This window comes from Advenella sp. EE-W14, assembly GCF_012923605.1.
GTDB lineage: Bacteria > Pseudomonadota > Gammaproteobacteria > Burkholderiales > Burkholderiaceae_B > Advenella > Advenella alkanexedens.
Window position 1 is genome coordinate 171,062 of record NZ_JAAVNG010000014.1, and the last position, 16,460, is coordinate 187,521.

A 16,460-nucleotide genomic window follows, 5' to 3' on the forward strand; every position below is an offset into this window, starting at 1 on the left:
ATAAACCATGAACCGCTTTGCCATTCGGGCAATAACGGTGGCTTTGTGCTGCGCATTAACAACGCCAGCCCTGGCACTGGATGCCCCCAAGCACTCACGCGCCGATCATCGTGTGCGCTATGCCAATTACAACCCGGCTGATGTGATCAATCTAGATGCTGTTATTGGTGTGGCTTCTGTCATCGTTCTTGATGACGATGAAGTCTATAAATTTCACGTTTTTGGAGATAGTGAAGCATACGAATTCACTCATTTTCAAAACAACCTGTTTTTTAAGCCGATCGCTAATGATGCAGACAGCAATCTAATAGTGATTACAAATAAGCGAAACTACACCTTCAAAGTGAGCTACAGCAATGACCGCAATTCGCAAGCCCTTTACAAGCTGGTAATGAGATACCCCGACACAAAAGCCAAAGAGCGACGTCAAGAAAACAAAAAGAAAGCAATCAATCAATCGTTTGCCAAGGTTGGCCAACCAGTCAACTGGAAATCTTATACAAAAAGTGGAGATATCGATTTAGCGCCTGTCCATGCGTGGGACGATGGTCGTCAAACATGGATGCAATTTTCTGATACGGCTGAAATACCCGCCATTTACCGGGTAACAAGCAGCGGACAGGAAGTGATTACGAATTATCACATGGCTGATCCTACAACCATTGTTTTACACCGTACTGCCGATCGTTGGCATTTACGTTTAGGTGACCAAGTTGCTGCAATCCACAACGGAGATAACGGTTATGTACCCTACAAACCGAATACAGGCACGGCCTCATCCACGGTTGAGCGTATTGTCATTGGTGCTGAAAAACAAGAACTCCCCCCACCAGCACCCAAAGTAAACCCACCCACCCGCACGTATAAAGTGGTTCCTCCTGTCTCAACCGCTTCACTGGCACCCGTAAAAGTATGGGTAAAAGACGGTAAAACCTGGATGCAATTCAAGCATAAACAGCTGCCAAGCGTCCGTCCCATAAACGAGGCTGGCGATCCGTATAACGCGCCAATATCAATACTGCCTAAGAACACTTTGGTGCTGAATTCAATGTCTACCGAATGGTTGATTAGCAAAGGTGAGAAAAGCATGACCTTTGACCTAAAGGAAAATACAAAATGATGGAAAACAATTCAGATCCAAGAGTCGAATTGGATCATCTGATTAATCGGGGTCAGTCAAACTTCGAAAATGTTAAACGGCCTTTACCTCCCGGGGCAAAGGGGTTCATGTGGTTGGTCATGGTAGCAGCGACCATATTGATTGCAGTGATCGCCTGGACAGCGTGGGGCCCTAAAGATGAAACTCTCGCAGAAGAAGCCATTCCCCTACGCAGTGGCATTAATAACCCATTAACGCTGCCAACCGTCAAAAGTCCAGCCACACCAAAAGTCGAAGAAACCAATGTGATAGCCCCTGAACCAGTCATCCCTATCATTGTGGGCGGCAACACGGGTGTTATGCCTCTACAAAACGATACGGTTGCACGTCGCTTGAGAAGTCCACTACGCGCTGATACAGGCGCAAGCCAACAAACGGCGCAGACAGACTCGCACAACACCATAAGCGGCGATGCAGGACCTTTAGCGGACAAATTAAGACCGCTGGAACTCTCGCCTTCCATTGCCGGACAACTCGGTGATCGTAATTTCCTGATTACGCAAGGCACCATGATTGATTGTGTGATGCAAACCAAACTGATCACCGGACAACCAGGCTTACTAACTTGCATCTCAACCCAGAATGTCATGAGTGCTAACGGCAAAGTAATCCTCATTGATGCCGGTACAAAATTTGTTGGGTACCAAACCGGAGGCATTGAGCAAGGACAACCTCGAGCATTTGTTGCTTGGCATCGTCTGGAAACACCAAACGGGGTGATTCTAAATCTGGACTCGCCCGGCACCGGCCCTCTCGGGGAGGCCGGTGTCGATGGTGCCATTGATCACCACTTCTGGGAACGCTTCGGCAATGCCATTTTATTGAGCCTTGTCGGTGATTTTGGTAACTGGCTTTCAAATAAAGGAAGCCGGGGAGATAACAACATCCGTTTTGATAACACGGCGGACGGCGGTCAAGAAATAGTTGCCAAAATTCTTGAACACTCCTTGGATATCCCCCCAACCCTTTACAAAAACCAGGGCGAGCGTGTTGGCATCATGGTTGCCCGTGATTTGGACTTTTCAAAAGTATATGACCTCCAACCCACTTTATGACAAATCTATCGCAGTCAGAACATTTTTACGACCATTAGAGCCTTATCTTCAAGCAAGTCAGGTAAGCGAATTGGCAATAGTTCGGCCACGCGAGCTTTTTACGCGTGAATACGGTGCCTGGTATCAACATGACTGCCCTACTCTCACACTGGATCATCAACAAGCCTTATGCAATGCCCTGACCGTCTACAACGGCCTGGGACATGCACCGATCTTATCCGTGCTCTTACCTGATGGCGAGCGCGGTCAATTAGTACAGCCCCCAGCCACACTTGATGGAAACATAGCCATCAACATACGAAAACACACGCAACTGGTCAAACATCTGGATGATTTGGCTGCTGAGGGGGCATTTGATGCAGTAAACGACAACTTGGCAAACCAAACAATAGATGGCTTGAGCCAAATTGATAATAAATTGCTGACACTTAAAAATACCGGGCAAATTCCCGAGTTTTTACATACCGCCATTCAAGCCAAAAAAAACATCGTGATCGCTGGTGCTACCGGCTCTGGTAAAACTACCTTTGCCCGTTCATTGATTGAACGGGTACCCATGGATGAACGAATCATCACCATCGAAGACGTACACGAATTAATTTTGCCGAACCACCGAAACCTTGTGCACATGATGTATGGCGGCACACGCGGTCGCGTAACGGCCAGTGATTGCATTGCCACCTGCATGCGTTTATCACCCGACCGGATTTTCTTGGCAGAACTACGCGGTGGTGAAGCCTGGGAATACCTGACGGCGTTAAATACTGGCCATCCCGGCTCCATTACCACAACGCATGCAAATTCGGCCAGCGATACCTTTAACCGCTTGGCCATGCTTATCAAACAGTCGCCTACAGGCGGTCAGCTTGACATGACAACGATCCAGTCATTTTTACGAAACACCGTTGATATCGTGCTTTATTTTGAAAAATTCAAATTGCGCGACATTTTTTATGAACCGCAACGCTATTAATTCAGGAGAAAACAATGAGAAAAACCCATACAAACAAACCTTATAAAGGTGTTGGGTTCGCCGTGATTTCATATCAGATTATGGAAAAAACATATTTGGAAGGGAAGCGACTGAACAAAACCCCCGAAGAAATCAGTACAGACATTAAAAACGCCTACCCCTGGGAACATCGTGAAGGACGACGATATAACAAATGGCTAGATGTCCGTCGTGACTTTTTTGAAAAACACGGCTTGCCTATCAGTCCACGCCGCACGTCCCTGAAAAATCTGGCAACGAAAGCCAAACAACTTTAAGCCCCCTCAGCGTCCCAACTCCCATCCAACTATCAGTTTTCAAGGTTTTATGATGAGCACTCAATCTATGCCCTGGTTCCGTATGTACACGGATTTTCTTAAAGACCCAAAAATCATTGCGTTAGCATTTGAAGATCAACGCCACTTTGTCGGGATTCTTGCGCTCAAATCCGATGGCGTTTTAGAACAAAATTGCGACCCGGAATTGATGGATAAAATTGTTGCACAACAACTTTGGATTGATCGCGGCCTCATCCGTGATGTCAAAAAAAGACTGGTTGCTGCCGGTTTAATTGATGAAGACTGGCAGCCAAAAGCTTGGAACAAACGCCAAAAAGTCAGTGATCGTGACAATACGGGTGCTGAACGTCAACGACGTTACCGTGAACGCCAGAAAAAAGAACTGGAAGCGCTCAAGCAAACAACCGAGGCCAACGAAAACCCGCAAACCATTGATTACATTGAAAATATAGAAAAAGAAAAAGAAAGTGACGCCAATAACGCATTACGTAACGCGTCACATAACGCAACAGTAACGCGGCTAGATAAGAATAGAATAGATAAGAATAGAAGGACTACTAGCAATGCGTTACACAATGATTCTGTATGCAGTAGTCCCCCCTGCCCTGTCCAAAATATCGTTGACCTGTACCACGAACATATGCCGGACAATCCCAGGGTAAGAATTCTGGATAACGAAAGAATAGAAAAAATTACAGAACGCTGGAATGAAGCGGCCAACTCAACCGTAAAACCGTTTGGTTACAAAACCGTTGATGAAGGTCTCGAAGCCTGGAAAACATTTTTTGAAGTTTGCAATCACTCCGACTTCCTGACGGGCAAAATAGCTCCAGGTCCCGGCAGAACCATCGCGTTCATTGCCGAACTGGATTTTTTAATATCCGCCAAGGGCTTCAAAGGCTGTCTTGAAAACAAATACCATCGTGAAAACGCATAACTTCCCTAGGCATTAAAACGCCTAAACGCCCTTTCAGCCAACACACCTCCCCCGTTTACCTACCGAAACAATAGCGCCATGGCAGGGAAAATGCGCCCTGAATTTGGCCAAAGCACGACAGGAAAAATGTGTGAAAAATTTGACAACCCCGCTTAACAACGCCGATGCGGAACAATCGGTGCTAGGAGGCCTGATACTGGACAATAGCGCCTGGGAAAAGGTCGAGAATTTACTACAAGCCACTGATTTTTATTATGAAAGCCATCAATGTATTTTCCATAAAATCATGGAAATGCTGCATTACAACCAGCCTGTTGATGTCATCACGCTGACAGAAGCCTTGAAAAAATCGGGGAAAACTGATCTTATCGGTGGCATTGGCTACTTGCACGCATTGGTACAAAACACGCCATCCGCCGCCAATATCGAACGATATGCAAAACTGGTACGTGACTATAAAATCCGGCGAAATGTCATCGAACTAAGTCACCAAATCAATACCCTGGCGCATGAGAACAGCCCGGATAATTTATTGGAAAACATCACCAGTCTTGTCATGTCTGCTGCCGATAACAGAAGCTCTGGCAATGAAGGACTAAGCATTGGTCAGTTATTGCCCGGCCTACTCGACACATTAGATGCCCGGCTAGAGAAAAACGGCGCTGTTTCTGGCATCAGCACGGGCTTTACCGACCTTGATCAAAAAACATGCGGATTACAGCCGGGTGATTTGATTATTATCGCTGGCCGCCCATCCATGGGCAAAACCACGCTGGCCGTCAACATGGCAGAAAACGTGGCCACCAATGGCAATGTCGCCTTGATCATCAGCCTGGAAATGGCGGCGGCCCAGCTCGTAGAACGTAGCATTGCCCGGTTCGGCAGCATTGATACACAAGTCTTGCGCACGGGAAAACTGACCCAAGATGACTACACCAGGCTCACATTCGGCTTGCAAAAACTACAAGATCAACACCTGATTATTGCTGATGACCCTACCTTGTCCAGCGTTGCAAAAATCCGCCTAGCTGCCAGAAAAACAAAACAAAAGCAGGGAAAACTGGACTTGATTGTGATCGACTATCTCCAGCTTATGCAAGGTAGCGGCAATACCCGCAATGAAGAAATCAGCGGCATTACCCGATCTTTGAAACTATTGGCCAAAGAATTGGACTGCCCGATTATCTTGCTGTCACAACTTTCCCGAGACGTCGAAAAACGAGCCGATAAACGGCCTTTATTGAGTGACTTACGTGACTCAGGATCTATCGAACAAGATGCAGACGTCGTATTGATGGCATACCGAGACGATTACTACAACTCGGAATCTGCCTTCAAAGGCTATGCAGAACTGTTGATCCGCAAACAGCGCATGGGGCCACTGGCGGACATTTACCTGTGTTTTGAAGGCCGGTACTCACGCTTTTCAGATGCGGATCAACGAGAACTCGCTCGTTTACGTCAAGCTACCGTGACCCCAATGGGCCGTAAAAATGGCTTTTAAAAGGAAACCTATGAGCCTAAAAACATACGAACAAATTTTATCCACGATTGATCCCAGGGTGAGTAAAGCAGCCAAACTACGGGCCTTATACCCAGTCATTGAGCAAAACATACACGCCGGTGCACGCCTTGGCATGATTGTGGATGATCTGGAACAACTCGGCATCAGTATGAGTTATGCCGTTTTCCAGAATGCGTTGTCCCGCATTCGTAAAAACAACAAAACATCAGAACCAAAAAATTCTAATTCTCCCATTCCTGCACCACCTCCAGTGACGGCCATACCGTCACCGGTACCTGCACCCGCTGTCACTGCCCCGCCCAAGAGAATTGAAAATCCTATCGATTTACGTGCCATCCGTGACATGGCCATTGATTTAAATGCGCTTCGTGAAGAAGGGCTTGCTAACCGTCGTCAGAAAAAAAATGACGAACATTAATTTTTTTAAAAGGAAAATATTATGAAAATCGCAGTTTTGAATTACACCGGCTCCGTTGGAAAAACCGTTATTGCTTCCCATCTGTTAGCTCCTCGCCTGAACAACAGTCAGATTTTTGCGATTGAATCCACCAATGAAACTGCCGGGGATCTAGGGCTTGATATCGACCAATTGCGCGGTGAACAATTTGGTCAATTGTTCCGTGACTTACTGATTCTGGATGATGCCATTATCGACGTGGGCGCCTCAAATATTGAAGATTTTTTGGCTCATATGTCTAAGTATGAAGACGCTCATACTGAAATTGACCTTTTTGTCTTGCCGGTTATTGCAACCGGCAAAGCCCAACGGGAAACAATTAAAACCGTCTCTGCACTCGTTGCGCTCGGTGTAGAACGCAAACGTATTCAAGTGTTATTTAATCGCGTTGATGGACCTGTGGAAGACGACTTCCTGGCTATTTTGACCTATGCAGAAAAAACAGGTGAATTCATCGCCAACCCCGAAGTGGCTGTATTTGAAAATGACGTTTTTGAATTACTGGCCGAACAACGCACAACCATTGCCGATGTGCTGGCGGATAAAACAGACTACCGTCAAAAACTCCGTGAAGCGGATCGCAAAAACAAAAAACTGATTAATCAATTAACCAACATGCACAGTTTGCAAGCATTGGCCAAACCCGTTAATCGCCAGCTGGATAAAACCTTCATGGCTTTAATTGGTAATAACATTGTGAACACGCTTCCAACTCAAGAAAACGCCCATGACTGAACCCCGCAAAAAGATTGATTTTTTATATCATGAGGTTTTAGGAGAAGTTACGGCCATTACAAAACGGGTAGAAGAACTGGATGATCATCTTGGAAAAACAGCCAACATAATCATGATCGCTATTGAGGATGCAAAAAACCTACCCAAAAACGTTTCAGATGATGTGCAAAGCACCATGCTGAACACCGGCCAAAAACTCAATCTGGAACTGCTTACGCAGTTTCAGAAAACCCACTCTGAAACCAAACTGATGCTCAATGAGCTTTCCATCAATACAGCTAGTTACGCAAAAATCGCTCTGCACTCGGCACACAAAATGGCCGTCCTGGCTGTCCTTTCCGGTGCGGCCAGCGGTTTGGCCGCAACGTTGCTAACCCTATATCTCACTCGTTAGGAATAAAGATGTCACCTATTACCAAGCGCCGTTTAGCGGCGCTCTTGGTCTTTGTGTTCCCGGTTGCCGCTTGGATAATTACCGCCAGCATTGCTGGCGGTGTTTGGGTTAAACACTGGAACCTGGATCATTTCATTACCCTAGCCTATGCGACCCCTCAATATGCGCCGTTATACATCTGGCCAGCCATTGGCTTTATTTTGGCCGTAGGGCTTTTTATCCTCATCGCCAAAGGAAAAAAAACCGAAGGTTTTGAAGGAGCAAGTTACAACGAATTCATCCGTGGGACCAAAGTCGTACCCGCAAAAAAACTACGTCAACTATGCACAGAATCGGCCCCGCAAATTGAAGTGGCAACCATACCCATGCCCATCAAAGTAGAAAATTTGCATTTAATGATTGGCGGTGCGACCGGTTCAGGTAAGTCTGTTTTGTTAAAAAAAATGGCCTCCTCCGTGCGTAAACGACGAGAGCGTATGTTTGTCATCGATCCGAACGGGGATCTGATGAGCAAATTTTACCAACCTGGTGATATTGTCCTGAACCCGTATGACATACGTTCTGTGGGCTGGGTTTTTTATAACGAAGTCCGTGCAGACTATGACTGGAAACGCTTGGCACACTCTCTGGTTCCCATGAGTCACGATAAAAGCGCTGAAGAATGGAATGATTACGGGCGTCTTTTATTACGAGAAACGGCCAAAAAGATGTACCACCTAGGCAATACAAGCATCATGGAGTTATTCCGACTTTGTACGATTGAATCACCGGAAAAATTAAAAAAATTCCTCGATGGCACCTTGGCCGAATCGCTTTTCACGGGGTCTTCTGAAGCAAGCAAAGCGCTGTCTAGCGCACGCTTTGTTTTATCCAACAAACTGTCCGAGCACACCAGTATGCCTGCCGGTGACTTCTCAATCCGTCATTGGTTAGAGGACCCTAACGGCGGCAATCTCTTTATCAACTGGCGTGAAGATATGTCCAGCGCCATGAAACCCTTGGTTTCCGCCTGGGCCGATGTCTTCATTACCTCGGTTCTGTCCATGTCGGAAGACAGAAACCGGCGATGGTGGATGTTCATTGATGAACTGGCCAGTCTTGAAGCCTTACCCTCATTGGAAGCGGGGTTAACAAAAGGCCGTAAAAACGGGCTACGGATCGTGGCTGGCCTGCAAAGCACCTCACAACTAGAACATATTTATGGCGAAAAAATGGCGACGACAATCCGGGCTTCATTCCGGAATCTGGCCGTGTTAGGCGGTTCCAAAACAGATCCGAAAACCGCCGAAGACATGAGTAAAAGTCTGGGCGAGCACGAAATTAAACGCTACGAATACAACGTGTCAAGATCCGTGGACACGCGAAACACATCAGACCAATTTAAAAGAGAAACCGAACGGGTCGTTACGCCCAGTGAAATTCAGGCCTTCAAGGAAATGATGGGATATGTAGCCTTTGCCGGTGATTATCCTATCGCAAAAATTCAAATGACCTATGAAACATTTCCTACGGTCATAGAACCCTTTGTAGAGTCTGCGCAATTGGGCAGGATCGATTAGGAAAAAGATGATCACGAAAAAAATTTTGTATCGGGGTGAAGCCTCCAAAAACGCGCATTATTATGGAGACCAAGAGGATGACTACTATTGCAAGGACGGGACCGCTGCGGTCTGGCAAGGCAAAGCGGCAGCAAACCTGGGATTGTCCGGCACAATTGACAATAAACGCTTTCAGGCAATGCTAACTGGCCATTATGGGTATGGGATTACTGCGGGCACCAGCATACGCAAAGACGCCAAGGCCAGATCCGGACTTGATTTAACGATTTCAGCCCCCAAAAGCGTAACCTTGCAAGCCTTGGTAGGTGGCGATGAACGCGTGATCGCTGCACATGACAAGGCCGTCACTGAAACCCTGGAATATATAGAAAAATACCTTGCTGAGTCCCGCCAAACCATCCAAGGCAATAACCATGTGGAAAAAACAGGCAATTTAATCATTGCAAAATTCCGGCATGAAACGGCCAGGGCGGTAGGTACTGACGTTCCGGACCCACAGCTCCACACGCATGCCGTCATTATGAATTTAACGAAACGTCATGATGGTTCATGGGCTGCATTACACAACGACAAGATTGTACAACTCAGACCGCTGCAAGACGCTATCTATATGGCCGCGTTAAGTCGAGAGCTAGAGGCGCTTGGGTACGATATTCGATATGAAAAAAACCATATTGAATTAGCGCACGTCACCAGAGAGCAGATTGAGGCATTCAGTAAACGGCAAGCACAAATTGCCAAAGAACTGAAAGAAAAACAGGCCATCAACATTCAAGATGCCTCGCGTTTGCAACGAGAAACTGCCCTGTTATCTACACGGCAAAGAAAAAGTGAGGATTTCAGCCGTCCTGAGCTATACGCTCATTGGGTACAGCAAGCCACTGATATCGGCATGGCCTTAAATGCTGAATGTCTGGAAGCCAAAGAACGAACACTGAAAGCACCAGCGACGCCAAAACTTGATAATGAAGGTAAACAACGGGTTGTCGACGTAGCCACAATCTGGGCAATCAAACACTTAACTGAGCGTGAAACCGTTATGTCACACACAACCTTGCTTTCAACAGCAGTCACCCATGCGGCTGGACTGGTTGATGTTGAGCAAATTGAACGGTCGTTATCTAAATTGCATAGCCAGGGAAAACTGATTACGCAGCCGGATCATTACATCAGTAACACCGAGATCAACGGCCAACCAAGAACGCGGGAAAACTGGGCCAAAGAATATGCCAATGCAAAAAAAATATCATTGGCCGACGCCTTTGAAGCCGTCAACCAAGCTATCAAAACTGGTCGCCTGAGCCTCGTTGAAAAAAGCCATGCCACTGTTACATCACTACGCAGCGAAGAACATATTTTAACGATGGAAAAGCTGGGGCGTAAGGCAGTTAAAACGATTATCGAACCCCAGACACTGCAAACAGAACTGGAAAACACAACGCTTACACCCGGTCAAAAAGAGGCAATTACACTGATGCTATCTGAAAAAGACCAGATAGTAGGCATCCAGGGACTGGCAGGCACAGGTAAATCATTTGCCCTGCAAAGTACCCAAAAACTGCTCAACGAACAAGGTTATAAGATGATTGCATTAGCGCCTTATGGTGCCCAAGTCGCCAATCTACGCAATGATGGCATCCAGGCCAAAACCGTCGCCTCACAGCTGACCGCTACGGATAAAGAACGACTTGAATCCCAATTAGGTGATAAAACCGTAGTTGTCATTGATGAAGCCGGGGTGATACCCGTGCGACAAATGGAGCAACTTTTACAACAATTACAGCCTAGTGGTGCCCGTATCGTCCTGTTAGGAGACACGGCCCAAACCAAAGCGGTAGAAGCTGGCCGGGCGTTTGCCATGCTGCAAGAAAACGGCATGAAAACAGCCGTCATGGGCGATATACAACGTCAAAAAAATGAGACTTTAAAAAAGGCCGTTGAATTGGCTGCATCCGGCCGGGCCAAAGAATCATTGGCATTAATAGATCGAGTCGCTGAAATACCCGACAAAATAATGGAATCCGAATCTGGTGCGCTGATACGTGATAGTTCAAGTCGCTATGAAACCATTGCCAATGAATACGTGTCATTATCCGCTGCGGATCAAGCAAAAACATTAATCGTTACCGGTACCAATTCTTCAAGGACCGAAATTAATAATAGGATTCACGAATATCGGGGACTAGCTGGAAAAGGCCATCAGTTTCAGTTATTGACCAGGCACGACACAACAAAAATGCAGCGCCGACATACCAAATATTATACGGTGGGCGATATTGTCCAGCCTGAGCGTGACTATAAAAATGGACTGACTCGCGGTGAAGTATATGAAGTCATTAAATGTGACCTTAAAAAAGACCATTTAATTGTTCGCTCATTATCTAGCCATAAAGAAATTCAAATCACACCAAAATTAATGTCCGCCCTTTCTGTATACCATCGCCATAAAGCTGAACTATCTGCCGGTGATGTTGTACGTGTTACCCGTAACAATCCAGAACTGGACTTGGCGAATGGAGAAAGATATGAGGTCTTGATGGTTACTGAAAACGCAGTGACCATTGGCGATAAAACAGGACGATCCATTTCATTACCCGCAGATAAACCCTTGCATCTGGATTATGCCTATGCCACAACCGCGCATAGTGCCCAGGGCCTGACCTGTGATCGTGTCTTTTATAATGCCGAAAGCTTTTCCAGGACAACGGCACAAGACACCTATTACGTCAGTATTTCTCGTGAAAAACATGAAGTCGTTGTCTTCACGGATGACGAAAAAAAACTACCTCATGCGATTGAACGAATGCCGTACAAAGGGCTGGCCCATGACTTAGTCAATCCTGACTTCCAGCTTGAAAAGCCAGAAGCCAGTAAAAAAGATCATGAGTTTACATATGAAGGTATGGAAATATAAATTTTGCTTTGAAGATGCTTTATTTGTAAAACTACTGCATAAGCCTTCTAGACATCTGTTTTTATTTTCATACAACATAGATCTTCAAACGCATACAAAAAAATGGACTAAGATCAACTTATAAAGTAACGCTCCGCCCAGTGCCGTCTTGAATTTCCTCGTAGAAAAACGACAATAGGTTCCAATCTATTTTTAGGTTGGAACTTATGAACAGCACTCACACTTCTACAGACGCGTACCGGCGTCTTTCTCGCCGTCATTTCACCAAAGATTTTAAACGCAGCGTGGTTGAGCATTTGCTCAGCAATGAATTAACGGTCGCTGAGGTTGCCCGTGAACACGATTTGCATCCCAATCAATTATGCCGCTGGCGTAATGAATACCATAACCAGCAGCTGGAAACAACCCCCGCCAAATATCAAGACACTTCCTTTTTGCCCGTTACCGTGACGGAGCCGTCTCTTGCCAATCACAAGATGACGATTGACGAACAGGATCCGCACCGGCACGATCAAACACAGGTGGTTTTAACCATCACGCTACCCAAGGGGAACTTACAGGTCCATCACCAGTGTCCGACACAGTTATTATCTATGGTCATTGAGGCGCTTAAATGATTGGCTTACCTGCAGGAACCCGCGTCTGGCTGGCGGCAGGTGTGACCGATATGCGCCGGGGCTTTGATGGTTTGGCCGCCATTGCCCAGGACGTCTTGCAACAGGATCCCTTCAGTGGTCATGTGTTTGTATTTCGTGGACGCAAAGGCGACCGCATCAAGGTGCTGTGGTGGAGTGGTGACGGCATGTGCCTGTTGGCCAAACGCCTGGAACAAGGCCATTTTGTCTGGCCCCAGGCCGAGTCCGGATCGGTGCATTTAACGCCCGCACAACTGTCGATGTTGCTGGAAGGGATTGATTGGCGACGGCCCGCCAGAACACATAAACCGAGTCGCGTATAGACGCCCTAAAAAACGACAGAATGGCGTATTGACTGGCGTTCCGGCTTTTTATTTAATGATGTCAGGGTGGTTGTTTGGTAAAATAACGGCTATGCCTACACCGCCACCGCTTCCCGATTCCATTGAAGATTTACAGCATTTGGTGCTTGCCATGCAAGCCGACATGGAAGCGGTTCGGCTGGAGCGTGACACCCTGAAATCAGGACGCCTGAACGATAAACAGGAAATCGAACGCTTGACTTTATTACTGGCCAAATTACAGCGCCTGCTGTTTGGCCAGAAGTCTGAGAAACTGGTGCGCCAGATAGAACAGCTGGAACTGGAGCTGGAAGAACTGCACATCAAGCAGGGAGATCATCCCGTTCAGCCAGAACCTGTTACACTGCCAACGCGCACCGCTCCGGTGCGCAAACCATTACCCGAACATCTGCCCCGCGATATCCAGGAGCACCTGCCGCAGGCGTGCTGCTGCCCCGATTGTGGTGGCGCCTGGCAACGTATTGGTGAAGATGTGAGTGAAGTGCTGGACTATGTCCCCGCCAGCTTGCGGGTGGTCCGTCATGTGCGTCCCCGCTTCAGTTGCCGCCAGTGCGATCGTATGGCACAGGCACCGGCACCCAGCCGTCCCTTGGCGCGCAGTTATGCCGGAGCAGGATTGCTCAGCCATATCATGGTCTCCAAATATCTGGATCATTTACCCTTGTATCGTCAAACCCAGATGTGGGAACGGGAGAATGTTTCCTTGAGCCAGAGCACGCTGGGCGACTGGGTGGGTGGCGTGCATCAATTGCTGCGTCCATTGATCAACGCCTTGCACCAGCATGTCTTTAGCGCCCGCAAGCTGCATGCCGATGACACCCCGATTGCGGTGCTGGCACCGGGTAATGGTAAAACCCGGCAAGCCCGCTTATGGGTGTATGCCCGCGATGATCGCCCCAGTGGCGGCACACAGGCCCCGGCGGTCTGGTTCCGCTACTCACCCGATCGCAAGGGCATTCATCCGCAAACCCACCTTAAAAACTTCGAGGGTATTTTACAGGCCGATGCCTATGCTGGTTACAACGAGGTATACCGAACCGGCAAGGTTATTCAAGCGGGTTGTTGGGCCCATGCCCGACGCAAGTTCCATGATATTCATGTCCATCGGCCCTCAGACATCACCCATCATGTGCTCACTCAAATTGGCCGTCTGTATGAAATTGAGGCCGGTATCCGGGGCAGTCCACCACAAACTCGTCAGGCCGAGCGCCAGAGCAAGTCATGGCCAATTGTGCTTGCCTTGCATGAGTGGTTCATGCAGCAGTTGCCGACCCTGTCACGCAAATCTGTGACGAGCGATGCCATCCAGTATGCCCTTAACCAGTGGCAGGCCTTGACACGCTATCTGGATGACGGGGAAATTGAAATCGATAATAATGCGGCAGAACGGGCATTACGTGGCGTGGCTGTAGGACGCAAGAATTATCTATTCCTGGGTTCGGATGCGGGTGGTGAGCGGGCGGCAACGCTTTACAGTTTGTTGGGCACGGCCAAACTGAACGGGATCAATCCCGAGGCGTACCTGTGTCATGTGCTGTCGGTGATTGCCGACTATCCGGTTAATCGCGTAGACGAGTTATTGCCCTGGCGAGTGCAGCTGTAAAAAACAAGTTTTAAGCTGTCAATACGGTATGGGGCGGATGCTTACCTTATAAAGTCCTAATTGTTGGATAATACCTACCTAAAGTGGCCAAGCGATGTTAAGTTAAAATACACAAAAAAGGATTACTAATGAACTCTAACGAAAGCAGTTTATTGGCGCTATTGGACACGGTCATGTTATTTGAACAAGAGCATGAACTAGGAGAAAAATTCAATATATTTGAGGCAGTGGGAATGGCTAGACAAGAAATTCGACACTCCCGATTTCTCGCATTTCTGCTAAACCCGTTGGCTCCGCATGGCTTGGGCGAATACTTTCTACGGAATTTCCTAGACCATGTAATGAAACAGACTGATTCGCCTGTCATGTCGCGCTTGGATGTGATGCTTGCAGATTTGAATATGGCCGAGGTTTATTCTGAACGAGATCATTTTGATATCACTGTTTGGTTACCTAAACAAAAACTTCTAATGGTTATCGAAAATAAAGTTGGTGCTTCAGAAAGCGATGGTCAACTATTAAGATACCGTGAGCTGGTCAAGCAACAATATCCTGAAGAAACTTTTTGTGGTGTTTTTTTGACTGCTGATGGTTATGATGGGGAAGATCCAAGTTGGATTTCTATTGGATATGCTGCCATATATGATCAGCTGCAAAAGCTGCTGCATGATCCCTTAATATCTGTGAATACTGATATAAATTTAGCAATCAAACATTATTCACTTCTCATTAGGAAGTATATCGTGATAGACGAAAAATTAATTGATGCTTGTCGGTCAATTTATGCTAAACATCGGGCAGCGTTAGATTTAATTATTGAGCACGGACAAATTTCTTTACTTCGAGAGGCAGCAGAACGTTTTCTGGCTGATACGCCTGAATTAGAAATGACTGGTGGTGGTAGTAATCAACGCATTATTATAGTTGGAAAGGAATGGAAAAACATAACTGAATTTCAGGTTGCAAATACATCTCAATGGACGTCTGAGTCTCCATTAGCACTTTGGTTTTATCTGGATGAGAAAAGATCAATATTAAGTCTTATTCTGGAAGTGGGGCCGGTAAGAGAAGATGCCGAATTTGATCGTGAAGCTTTTATCTCGCAGTTGCGTAATGAGTTTGGAGTACGTGAGAATAAAGCCATATCTAAGATATATACACGCATCAAGCGATACAATAAGCCAGATGTAGATCAATACGATATTGAATCTATTACAGATGCCATGAAAAGACTTTGGAATGATTTCGGTCGAGGTGACAAGCTAAGACGTATTGATACGATTATCAAAGATTTTTCAAATTTCTGATTTTTGGAAAACTTGCATTAAATCAGATCGAAACTAGCTCATGTCAGACGCATTTTCTGTTAATAATTGAGTCGGCAAGTCTGCTATTGCTTGGGTCATGGAGCGTCAAGCGGTGACGACGCATAAAGCTTCGGGTATTGTGAATGATGCCAATGATTGGGCAATTGAGACGATGGGTAATCCGCGCTATCCCTTGGAGTTGTTGCAACGGGTAATTATTGTGAGCTTGGAGACGATGAGTATCGTGAGAGGATTGCCTGAATTGGATATTTAGAGTTGCTTGAGTTATTATAATTTTACTCATGAGTTTTTTATTGAAAGCTATTGCTGAGTAAAGGAATAGATCGACTAAAAGCTGCTTATCTTTTTCTGATATTTATAGGGGGGTGAGAATGGGGTGTAATGCGTGGAATCATTCACCAGATTGCGATTGCGGGTGGGGAGGGGTTTGAATCGGCCAGGGTTTACTAGACACTTTTTAGCCTCATAATATCGTCTTAAGGAGATGTTTATGAGCAAGGCAAGATT

General features: G+C 46.6%; 16 protein-coding genes. All 16 read left to right on the forward strand.

The annotated features are described in order from the left end of the window. Positions 1 to 7: 7 nt before the first annotated feature. The 16 genes from HCX92_RS13840 (at position 8) to HCX92_RS13915 (ending at position 16,206) form a co-directional block, all read left to right on the forward strand. Positions 8 to 1,120, forward strand: a complete 1,113-nt coding sequence (locus tag HCX92_RS13840; protein ID WP_169295547.1) for a TrbG/VirB9 family P-type conjugative transfer protein — start codon at positions 8 to 10, stop codon at positions 1,118 to 1,120. Further along, complete coding sequence (virB10, locus tag HCX92_RS13845) at positions 1,117 to 2,214, forward strand: type IV secretion system protein VirB10 (protein ID WP_169295548.1); 1,098 nt, start codon at positions 1,117 to 1,119, stop codon at positions 2,212 to 2,214. The genes HCX92_RS13840 and virB10 overlap by 4 nt, the downstream gene beginning before the upstream one ends. Further along, the gene (virB11, locus tag HCX92_RS13850; RefSeq protein WP_169295574.1) at positions 2,192 to 3,187 is read left to right on the forward strand and encodes a P-type DNA transfer ATPase VirB11; all 996 of its coding nucleotides are present in this window, start codon (positions 2,192 to 2,194) and stop codon (positions 3,185 to 3,187) included. Before virB10 ends, virB11 begins: the two co-directional genes overlap by 23 nt. A 14-nt stretch (positions 3,188 to 3,201) precedes the next feature. After that, a complete protein-coding gene (locus HCX92_RS13855; protein ID WP_169295549.1) occupies positions 3,202 to 3,483 on the forward strand; it encodes a hypothetical protein in 282 nt (93 codons plus the stop codon). Positions 3,484 to 3,535: 52 nt separating this feature from the next. Beyond that, on the forward strand, positions 3,536 to 4,441 hold the full coding sequence (locus tag HCX92_RS13860; protein WP_169295550.1) for a hypothetical protein: 906 nt from the start codon (positions 3,536 to 3,538) through the stop codon (positions 4,439 to 4,441). Between the two features lie 130 nt (positions 4,442 to 4,571). Beyond that, positions 4,572 to 5,945: a replicative DNA helicase gene (dnaB, locus tag HCX92_RS13865; RefSeq protein WP_169295551.1), complete on the forward strand. Its 1,374-nt coding sequence runs from the start codon at positions 4,572 to 4,574 to the stop codon at positions 5,943 to 5,945. Between the two features lie 10 nt (positions 5,946 to 5,955). Beyond that, positions 5,956 to 6,384 (forward strand): hypothetical protein, encoded by a 429-nt coding sequence (locus tag HCX92_RS13870; RefSeq protein WP_169295552.1) that lies wholly within the window; start codon positions 5,956 to 5,958, stop codon positions 6,382 to 6,384. A 21-nt stretch (positions 6,385 to 6,405) separates the two neighbouring features. Then, positions 6,406 to 7,158 (forward strand): StbB family protein, encoded by a 753-nt coding sequence (stbB, locus tag HCX92_RS13875; RefSeq protein WP_169295553.1) that lies wholly within the window; start codon positions 6,406 to 6,408, stop codon positions 7,156 to 7,158. Beyond that, positions 7,151 to 7,552: a hypothetical protein gene (locus HCX92_RS13880; protein WP_169295554.1), complete on the forward strand. Its 402-nt coding sequence runs from the start codon at positions 7,151 to 7,153 to the stop codon at positions 7,550 to 7,552. Before stbB ends, HCX92_RS13880 begins: the two co-directional genes overlap by 8 nt. Before the next feature lie 8 nt (positions 7,553 to 7,560). Beyond that, positions 7,561 to 9,111 carry a type IV secretion system DNA-binding domain-containing protein gene (locus HCX92_RS13885; RefSeq protein ID WP_169295555.1) on the forward strand — a complete coding sequence of 517 codons (1,551 nt, stop codon included), beginning with the start codon at positions 7,561 to 7,563 and terminating at the stop codon, positions 9,109 to 9,111. A gap of 7 nt (positions 9,112 to 9,118) precedes the next feature. Continuing rightward, positions 9,119 to 12,025 carry a MobF family relaxase gene (gene mobF, locus HCX92_RS13890; RefSeq protein WP_169295556.1) on the forward strand — a complete coding sequence of 969 codons (2,907 nt, stop codon included), beginning with the start codon at positions 9,119 to 9,121 and terminating at the stop codon, positions 12,023 to 12,025. Between the two features lie 206 nt (positions 12,026 to 12,231). Then, positions 12,232 to 12,642 carry a transposase gene (locus HCX92_RS13895; protein WP_169295557.1) on the forward strand — a complete coding sequence of 137 codons (411 nt, stop codon included), beginning with the start codon at positions 12,232 to 12,234 and terminating at the stop codon, positions 12,640 to 12,642. Beyond that, entirely contained in the window at positions 12,639 to 12,983 is a 345-nt protein-coding gene (gene tnpB / locus HCX92_RS13900; RefSeq protein ID WP_169295558.1) for an IS66 family insertion sequence element accessory protein TnpB, read from the forward strand. Before HCX92_RS13895 ends, tnpB begins: the two co-directional genes overlap by 4 nt. A 91-nt stretch (positions 12,984 to 13,074) precedes the next feature. Then, positions 13,075 to 14,625, forward strand: a complete 1,551-nt coding sequence (locus HCX92_RS13905) for an IS66 family transposase (RefSeq protein ID WP_169295559.1) — start codon at positions 13,075 to 13,077, stop codon at positions 14,623 to 14,625. 128 nt (positions 14,626 to 14,753) lie between these two features. Then, positions 14,754 to 15,932 (forward strand): PD-(D/E)XK nuclease family protein, encoded by a 1,179-nt coding sequence (locus HCX92_RS13910; RefSeq protein WP_169295560.1) that lies wholly within the window; start codon positions 14,754 to 14,756, stop codon positions 15,930 to 15,932. A gap of 85 nt (positions 15,933 to 16,017) precedes the next feature. Further along, positions 16,018 to 16,206, forward strand: a complete 189-nt coding sequence (locus HCX92_RS13915) for a hypothetical protein (protein WP_371808429.1) — start codon at positions 16,018 to 16,020, stop codon at positions 16,204 to 16,206. Positions 16,207 to 16,460 lie beyond the last annotated feature (254 nt).